The sequence below is a fragment of the Streptomyces coryli genome (assembly GCF_011044975.1).
Taxonomy (GTDB): domain Bacteria; phylum Actinomycetota; class Actinomycetes; order Streptomycetales; family Streptomycetaceae; genus Streptomyces; species Streptomyces coryli.
In genome coordinates this window covers 1-8,481 of the sequence record NZ_JAAKZV010000306.1, presented here as the reverse complement: position 1 = coordinate 8,481, position 8,481 = coordinate 1, and the positions used below count along the sequence as shown (strand labels likewise).

Annotated in this window: 7 protein-coding genes and 1 pseudogene; 6 read left to right on the top strand and 2 right to left on the bottom strand. The window is 70.7% G+C overall.

Translation table 11 applies throughout. The features are described from left to right. The first annotated feature begins 49 nt into the window (after positions 1-49). Positions 50-877, top strand: a complete 828-nt coding sequence (locus tag G5C51_RS37310; protein ID WP_165244559.1) for an AraC family transcriptional regulator — start codon at positions 50-52, stop codon at positions 875-877. 44 nt (positions 878-921) lie between these two features. Next, on the top strand, positions 922-2,556 hold the full coding sequence (locus tag G5C51_RS37305) for a GMC family oxidoreductase N-terminal domain-containing protein (protein ID WP_165244557.1): 1,635 nt from the start codon (positions 922-924) through the stop codon (positions 2,554-2,556). 69 nt (positions 2,557-2,625) lie between these two features. On the opposite strand, the gene G5C51_RS37300 is transcribed toward G5C51_RS37305, so the two are convergent. Beyond that, positions 2,626-3,861 carry a cytochrome P450 gene (locus G5C51_RS37300; protein ID WP_206314730.1) on the bottom strand — a complete coding sequence of 412 codons (1,236 nt, stop codon included), beginning with the start codon at positions 3,859-3,861 and terminating at the stop codon, positions 2,626-2,628. Between the two features lie 185 nt (positions 3,862-4,046). Between G5C51_RS37300 and G5C51_RS37295 the strand changes: the two genes are divergently transcribed. Together G5C51_RS37295 and G5C51_RS37290 are read left to right on the top strand one after the other, a co-directional pair. Continuing rightward, positions 4,047-5,216 (top strand): steroid 3-ketoacyl-CoA thiolase, encoded by a 1,170-nt coding sequence (locus G5C51_RS37295; protein WP_165244553.1) that lies wholly within the window; start codon positions 4,047-4,049, stop codon positions 5,214-5,216. Positions 5,217-5,400: 184 nt separating this feature from the next. Continuing rightward, the gene (locus G5C51_RS37290; protein WP_206314729.1) at positions 5,401-6,942 is read left to right on the top strand and encodes an alanine/glycine:cation symporter family protein; all 1,542 of its coding nucleotides are present in this window, start codon (positions 5,401-5,403) and stop codon (positions 6,940-6,942) included. A 7-nt stretch (positions 6,943-6,949) separates the two neighbouring features. Here the strand turns inward: G5C51_RS37290 and G5C51_RS37285 are convergent, their stop codons facing one another. Beyond that, positions 6,950-7,507, bottom strand: coding sequence for a CGNR zinc finger domain-containing protein (locus tag G5C51_RS37285; RefSeq protein WP_165244549.1), 558 nt, complete (start codon positions 7,505-7,507; stop codon positions 6,950-6,952). A gap of 116 nt (positions 7,508-7,623) precedes the next feature. Here G5C51_RS37285 and G5C51_RS37280 point away from each other — a divergent pair, with 116 nt between their 5' ends. Both G5C51_RS37280 and G5C51_RS37275 read left to right on the top strand, forming a co-directional pair. Then, on the top strand, positions 7,624-8,079 hold the full coding sequence (locus tag G5C51_RS37280) for a VOC family protein (RefSeq protein WP_165244547.1): 456 nt from the start codon (positions 7,624-7,626) through the stop codon (positions 8,077-8,079). A gap of 26 nt (positions 8,080-8,105) precedes the next feature. Continuing rightward, a pseudogene (locus G5C51_RS37275) lies at positions 8,106-8,481 on the top strand (pyridoxamine 5'-phosphate oxidase family protein); the annotation flags it as partial.

Genomic DNA, 8,481 nt, shown 5'->3' with positions numbered 1-8,481 from the left:
AAGAGACAGACCCGCCCGTTGCTGTGTCGGATCGGGTCACAATGGCGGTATGAGCGGTGCGGACTGGGCGACCTATTGGCGCGATCCCGTGCGGCCCGTCGAGGCCATGCGGGCGCATTACGTCGAGCATGTCTTTCACAAGCACAGTCACGACGCCTACTCCTTCGGCGTCACCGAGGAAGGCGCGCAGCGGTTCGCCTGCCGGGGCGGGCAGCACACCTCCGCCGCCGGGCTCGTGATGACGTTCAATCCCGACGACCCTCACGACGGGGAGTCCGCGGCCGAGCTCGGGTTCACGTATCGCATCGTGCACATCGGCCCCGATGTCGTCCGCGAGCTGCTCGCCGAGCAGGGGGCAGGGGGCGAGCTGCCGCTATTCCCCGACCCCGTGCACCACGACCCCGTGCTGCGCCGCGCCGTCGTCGGGCTGCACGAGGCGCTCGCGGGCGGGGCGGGCGCGCTTGTACGCGAAGAGCGGCTGATGGCCGCCGTCACCGCGATGGTGCGGCGGCGGGCCAAGGGGGCGCGGCCGGCGGCGGTGGTGTCGGCGGGGCGGGTGCAGGCGCGGCGGGCCGCCGAGGTGCTGCGGGTGTCCGTCGCGGAGGACCTGACGGCCGAGGACCTGACGCGGGCCGCGGGGGCGGGGAGCCGGTTCGCGCTGTACCGGGCCTTCAAAGCCGAGTACGGCATGGCGCCCAGCGACTATCAGCGCCTGCTGCGGCTGCGCGCCGCCCGCCGGGCGATCGTCGCCGGCAGCAGCGCCGCCGACGCCGCCGCGGTGAGTGGCTTCGCGGACCAGGCGCACTTCCACCGGTGGTTCGTGCGGAGCTACGGGGTGACGCCGGGGGCGTACGCGAAGGCGGCCGCAGCCGCCTGAACCTGCATATTGTCCCTTGTGCGGGAACGTGTTTCACTGCCCGCGTGGCTGACACACCATCAGATTTCGAGGCCGACTACATCGTCGTGGGCGCCGGCAGCGCCGGCTGCATCGTCGCGCGCAGGCTTGCCGACAGCGGTGCGCGTGTGCTGCTGGTCGAGGCCGGTGCGGGGAAGCTGGACCGGTCGCGCATCGTCCGGGTGCCGGGGATGATCTCGATCATGCACTCGGTGCCGCAGGTGAAGAAGCGCTTCGACTGGGGCTATTACTCCGTGCCGCAGAAGCACGCGGCCGACCGGCGCATCCCGATGACCCGCGGCAAGCTGCTCGGCGGCTCCAGCGCGATCAACGGGATGCTGTTCGTGCGCGGGCACCGCGGCAACTACGACGACTGGGCGGCGGAGGGCTGCCGCGGCTGGTCGTACGACGACGTGCTGCCGTCCTTCAAGCGCATGGAGGACTGGGAGGGCGGCGCCAGCGAGTCGCGCGGCGCCGGCGGGCCGATCGCGGTGAATCGCGCGAGCGGGCTCGCCCCCGCCTCCGAGGCGCTGGTGGACGCGATGAGCGAGGCGCTCGACGCACCCCGTAACGACGACTACAACGGGGCCGAGCAGGCCGGCGTCGGCGTGGTGCAGATGAGTGCGCGGGATGGGGTGCGGTACTCCACCGCGCATGCCTATCTGGGAGCCGGCCGGCCCGCGAATCTGAAGGTACGGGCCGCGGCCCTGGTCACCCGCGTCGTCATCGAGGGCGGCCGCGCCGTCGGCGTCGAGATCGCCGGCGGTGACGGGCGGAAGCAGGTGCTGCGGGCCGGGCGCGAAGTCGTGCTGTCTGCTGGTGTGGTGGGGTCGGCGCAGATCCTCATGCTGTCCGGGATCGGTCCGGCCGAGCAGCTGCGGGAGCACGGGATCGAGGTCGCCGCCGATCTGCCGGTGGGGCGTAATCTGCACGATCACCTCTTCGTGCCGATGACCTTCCTGGCGCCGACCGCGCAACACCGCGGTACCGCCTCGCACTTCTTCGGCGGCATGCTCGCCGAGACCGTGCGCGGGGGGACGTGGCTGGGGCGGACCGTCTTCGAGGCGATGGCGTTCGTACGGACGGGGGCGGCCGACACGCCCGCGGGCCGGCCCGATCTGCAGATACATGCCCTGCCGTGGTCGTATCCGAGCCCGAATCAGGATGCCCCGGTCCGGCACGACGTCGACAAGCGGCCCGCGATGACCGTCATGCCGACGCTCATCTACCCCAAGAGCCGCGGTGAAGTGCGGCTCGCCTCCGCCGATCCGGCCGCCGCGCCGCTGATCGACCCGGGGTATCTGTCCGACCCGGACGACTCCCGTTTCCTCGTCGAGGGGATGAAGCTGATCCGGGACGTCATGGCGCACAAGCGGATGGACGAGGTGGTCACCGGCGAGCTGCACCCGGGCACCCGGTACGCCGACGATGCCGCGCTCGCGGCCGAGGTGCCGGAGCGCATCCACTCCGTCTATCACCCGGTGGGGACCTGCCGGATGGGCGTCGGCGAGGAGGCCGTCGTCGACCCGGAGCTGAAGGTGCGCGGCATCGACGGGCTGCGGGTGGCGGACGCGTCCATCATGCCGACGATCTCCGGCGGGAACACGAACGCGCCCGCCATGATGATCGGCGAGCGCTGTGCGGAGCTGATGACGGCCTGAGGCCGGCAGCACACGGAAGAGCCCCGGACCGCGTGACGCGGGCCGGGGCTCCGGTGGTTGGGGGCCTCCTCAGGCGTAGGTCACCTGCATCTCCTTCACGCCGTTGATCCAGGCCGAGCGCAGCCGGCGCGGGTCGCCCGTGAGCCGGATGTCCGGCATCGCGTCGGCGATCGCGTTGAAGATGAGCTCGATCTCCAGGATCGCCAGGGACTTGCCGAGGCAGTAGTGCGGACCGCCGCCGCCGAAGCCCAGGTGCGGGTTCGGGTCGCGGGTGATGTCGAAGCGCTCCGGGTGCTCGAAGACCTCCGGGTCGTGGTTCGCCGACGCGTAGAAGAGGCCGACCCGGTCGCCCGCCTTGATCTGCGCGCCGCCCAGCTCCACGTCGCACGTCGCGGTCCGCTGGAAAGAGGTCACCGGGGTGCCCCAGCGGACGATCTCCTCGGCCGCGGTCGCCGGACGCTTGTCCTTGTACAGCTCCCACTGCTCGGGCTGGGTGAGGAAGGCGTGCATGCCGTGGGTGATCGCGTTACGGGTGGTCTCGTTGCCGGCCACCGCGAGCATCAGGACGAAGAAGCCGAACTCGTCCTCCGACAGATTCCCCTCGTGCTCGGCGGCCACCAGCTTGGAAACGATGTCCTGCGCCGGGCACTTGGCGCGCTCCGCCGCCAGGCCCATCGAATAGCCGATGATCTCCGCGGCGGCCTCCTTGCCGGCCTCCTCGGTGACCGACAGCTCCGGGTCGTCGTAGGCCAGCATCTTGTTGGACCACTCGAAGAGCTTCCCCCGGTCCTGCTGGGGGACGCCGATCAGCTCGGCGATGGCCTGCAGCGGCAGCTCCGCGGCGATCTCGGTGACGAAGTCGCCGCTGCCGCGCTCGGTCGCCTCCTCGACGATCCGGAGCGCGCGGCCGCGCAGGGCGTCCTCGAGTGACCGTATCGAGCGCGGGGTGAAGCCGCGCTGGACGATCTGCCGGACCCGGGTGTGCTCGGGCGGGTCCATGTTGAGCATGATCAGCCGCTGCATGTCGATCTCGTCGCGGTTGATGTGCTCGTTGAAGCGGATGACCGCGGTGTTCTCGCGGCTGGAGAAGGTCTGCGGATCGGTGGAGACCGCCTTCACGTCCGCGTGCCGGGTCACCACCCAGTAGCCCTCGTCGTCGAAGCCGACGCTGCCGCGCGGCTGCGGGCACCACCACACCGGCTCCGCTCTGCGCAGCTCGGCGAACTCCGGTAGGGGGACGCGTTCTTGGTAGATGTCGGGGTCGGTGAAGTCGAACCCCTCGGGTAGCGCGGGGCAGGGCGGCATGAGAGCCTCCACGGTCTGACGGACCATCAGAAAACGCGGTGAGATTAGTAACGGGTTCTAGAAGTAGCAAGACACGCAACGTGCTTCGTTGCATGCACGGCTCTTGTGCCAGACGCCGGGTGCCACCAGACTGCGTTGATAACTGATACGTGTTCTAGTTCTCCTGTACGAGAGGACGCTCAGGCATGGCAGCTGAACCCGTCATCGTCGAGGCCGTACGCACCCCCATCGGGAAGCGGGGCGGCACCCTGTCCACCCTGCATCCCTCCTATCTGCTCGGCGAGACGTACAGAGAGCTGCTTGCGCGTACGGAGATCAAGGCCGACTGTGTCGAGCAGATCGTCGGCGGCTGCGTCACGCACGCGGGCGAGCAGTCCATGAACCCGGCCCGGACTGCCTGGCTCACCATGGGACTTCCGTACGAGACCGCCGCCACCACCGTGGACTGCCAGTGCGGCTCCTCGCAGCAGGCGAACCACATGGTCGCCAACATGATCTCGGCAGGCGTCATCGACGTCGGCATCGGCTGTGGCGTCGAGGCGATGACCCGGGTGCCGCTGGGGAGCGGGTCCAAGCACGGTCCCGGGAAGCCCTTCCCGGACGAGTGGAATGTCGACCTGCCGAATCAGTTCGAGGCAGCCGAGCGAATCGCCCGTAATCGGGGACTGACGCGGGAGAACGTGGACGCGCTCGGGCTGATCTCGCAGGAGCGGGCGCAACAGGCCTGGGCCGAGGGGCGGTTCGACCGCGAGACCTTCGGCGTGCAGGTGCCGACGACGGAGGAGGAGCAGGCCGCCGGGCAGGGGATGTGGCGGATCGTCGAGCGGGACCAGGGGCTGCGGGAGACGTCCATGGAGGCGCTCTCCGGGCTGAAGCCGGTCATGCCGACGGCCGTGCACACGGCGGGGAATTCGTCGCAGATCAGCGATGGCGCCGCGGCCGTCATGTGGATGTCGCGGCGGCTGGCGCGGGCGCTGGGGCTGCGGGGGCGGGCCCGTATCGTCGCGCAGGCGCTGGTGGGATCCGACCCGCACTTCCATCTGGACGGGCCGATCGACGCGACGAAGGCGGTGCTCGGGCGGGCCGGGATGTCGCTGAAGGACATCGACCTGATCGAGATCAACGAGGCCTTCGCCTCGGTGGTGCTGTCGTGGGCGCAGGTCTTCGGGCAGGACCTGGAGAAGGTGAATGTGAACGGCGGCGGGATCGCGCTCGGGCACCCGGTGGGGGCGACGGGGGCGCGGCTGATCACGACCGCGCTGCATGAGCTGGAGCGGCGGGACAAGGAGTTCGCGCTGATCACGATGTGCGCCGGCGGCGGTCTGGCGACGGGGACGATCATTCAGCGGCTGTGAGGCGGCTCACTGGGGTGAGGTGCTTCGGCAGGGCCGAAAGTCCCTGGTGAGCGGATTGTCCGCTCCCGGAGGATGACGGTGCGAAACAGCGGAGGCGGCGCCAAGCCCGGGACGGGGGCGGCGCCGCCGTCGTATGCCCGTACCGGCGGCCGCGCGCGGCTGCCCCCACTCGAGGAATCCCCCCATGACCAGCACCCTGGCCATGAACGGGCTGGAGGACGCCGTCAATGGCGTCGTCCAGCCGGTCACCGACGTCGTCAGCAAGATCGTCTTCTACGAGATCCCCGTCTTCGGCGGCATCATGTGGATCGTCGCGTGGCTGGTGGTCGCCGGCATCGTCTTCACCGTCTACTTCAAGGGCCTGCAGGTCCGGGCCTTCAAGGTCGCGTACGGGATCCTCAAGACCCGCGGCAGGGACGAGGACCGGGACGCGCCGGGCGAGATCAGCCAGTTCCAGGCGCTGATGGCGGCGTGCTCGGCCACCGTGGGGCTCGGCAATATCGCGGGTGTCGCCGTCGCCGTCACCATCGGCGGGCCCGGTGCCGCCTTCTGGATGCTGGTCTGCGGCCTGCTCGGCATGAGCCTGAAGTTCGCCGAGTGCACCCTCGGCGTGAAGTACCGCGAGCGGAACGAGGACGGCAGCTTTTCCGGCGGCCCGATGCACTACCTCCGCAAGGGCCTCGCCGAGCGCGGCCTGGCCGGGCTCGGCAAGGTGCTGGCCGCGGGCTTCGCACCGATCCTGATCGTCTTCGGCCTGGCCGGCGGCGTGATGTTCCAGACCAACCAGTCCGTCGCCCAGCTGCAGAACGTCACCGGCGGCGAGGACGGCGCCCTCGGCGGCTCGGCCACCACCCTGCTCATCGGCATCGCGCTGGCCGCGATCATCGGGGCGGTGCTCTTCGGCGGCGCGAAGCGGATCGGGGCGGTGGTCGGCAAGCTGGTCCCGGCGATGGGGCTGATCTATGTCCTCGCCTGCCTGATGGTCCTCGGCGCCAATGCCGGTGCCATTCCGGGCGCGTTGGGCATGATCGTGCGCGAGGCGTTCAGCTTCGACGCGGGCGTCGGCGGGTTCATCGGCGTCATGTTCGTGGGCTTCATGCGCGCCGCCTTCTCCAGCGAGGCGGGGCTGGGCGCCGCGCCGATCGTGCACGCCAGCGCCAAGACCCGGCATCCGGCGAAGCAGGGTCTGGTCGCCATGCTCGGCCCGTTCATCGACACCGTGGTGATCTGCTCCATGACCGCGCTGGCGATCATCATCGCCAATCCGGCGAGCTACGCGGCCGCGCAGGAGTCCGGCGACGCGGTCGGCGTCACGCTGACCTCGGACGCCTTCGCGACGGCGCTGCCCTGGTTCCCGTACGTGCTGGCGCTCGCGGTCTGCCTGTTCGCCATTTCGACCGCGGTCACCTGGTCCTTCTACGGACAGAAGGGCTGGGAGGACATGTTCGGCCGCGGCCGCGCGGCGGGCGCGCTGTACAAGGCGATTGTGGTGGCGTGCGCGGTGCTCGGCTCGGTGGTCACCCTGACCGCGGTGCTGGACCTGGCGGACGCGGTCCTCTTCATCCTCGCGGTCATCAACATCCTCGGCCTGTACCTGATGGCGCCGGTGGTGAAGGCCGAGCTGAAGGACTACATGCGCTTCCGCGCGGCGGCCAGGGCCCGGGCGGAGGCGCCGGCGGCGGAGCGTATCGACGCGGGGGCCGCGGAGGACCTCGACAAGGTCTGACCGGGTGCTACGTCGCGTGCGTGCGGCGGTAATGCCCCTTCGCCTTCGACCTGTTGCCGCAGATGGCCATCGAGCACCAGCGGCGGGTGCCGTTCTTCGAGACGTCGTAGAAGTGCAGGATGCACGTCGGGCCCGCGCAGGGGCGGATGCGGTCCGGGCGGTCCTCCAGGAGCCGGAGGTAGTTCTCGGCGGCGGCCCAGGCGGGCAGCCAGGCCGGGGCGTCGGCCTCGGGGCGGGTGGCGGGGCCCTCGGGGTCGAGGACGTGGCGGACCCGGGCGTGGGACAGGACCGTATTCAGGTCGCGGCGGCCGGCCGGGTCGGCCGGGTCGTCGACGAGCTTGGCCAGGGCGGCGCGGGCCCGGTGCAGGGCGTCGAGGGTGGCGGCGTCGGCGCGCGGGGCCGGGCCCGGGAGCTGCGCCGCGACGGGGGGAGAGGCCAGCCATACGGCGAGCCCCTCGGTGGAATCGAGCAGGTCGGCCACGTGATCGCCGTCCATCCAGCGGGTGTTCAGCAGGTCGATGGCGAGGGGCTCGCCGGTCAGCGGGCGCGGGTCGGAGCTGCTCATACCGCCAGCCTAACCGGTCAACTTCCCGTCAGCGGTTGACCGCGCTCGCCTCTAACCGTTAAAGTCACTTTAGAAGGTTAGGGGAAGAGCTCCTGGCCACGGCTGAAGGCGTCGACATGACTGCTCTGGCATCGCTGAAGACCGGACACGTGGGGCTGAACGTCACCGACATCGGCCGCTCCGTGGACTTCTACGTCCGGGTCTTCGGCTTCGAGGTCACCGCCGAAGGCAAGGAAGAGGGGCGGCAGTTCGCGTTCCTCTGCCGCGACGGCCACCTGCTGGTGACCCTCTGGCAGCAGGCGACCGCCGGCTTCGCCGCCGACCGCGCCGGGCTGCACCACCTGTCCTTCCAGGTGGAGTCGGTGGCTGAAGTGCGGGCGGCGGAAGAGGTGTTGAAGGCGCTGGGCGCGCACTTCGCGTACGACGGCGTGGTGCCGCACGGCGAGGGGGCGGGGTCCGGCGGCATCTTCTTCACCGACCCCGACGGCACCCGGCTGGAGATCTACGCCCCGACCGGCGCCGAGGGCGCTGCCGCGCCGGTGGCCGAGGCGCCGACCTGCGGGTTCTTCTAGCCGCCGGAAACGGGAGGGTGACAGCAGTGGCTACGTATACCAGTGGTGAACTCGCCGTGCAGCGGCGGGCCGGGCTGGCCGGTCCGGCCGGCAATGCCGTGCGCGGCATCCGCGCGGAAGTCCCCGAGGTGGCCGCGGACTTCCTGAGTGAGCAGCCGATGATCGTGGTCGGCGCGGCGGATCCGGCGGGTCGCATCTGGGCCACCGTGCTCGCCGGCGAGCCGGGTTTTCTGAGCGTGCGCGAGCCGGGCGCGCTGGCCATCCGGGCCCGCCCGCATCCCGAGGACCCGCTCGCGGAGGCGCTCGCGGCCCCGGCGAAGGTGGGCATGATCGCCATCGAACCGGCCACGCGGCGCCGGATGCGGCTCAACGGCACATCGCGGCCGTACGGGGAGGGAGGGC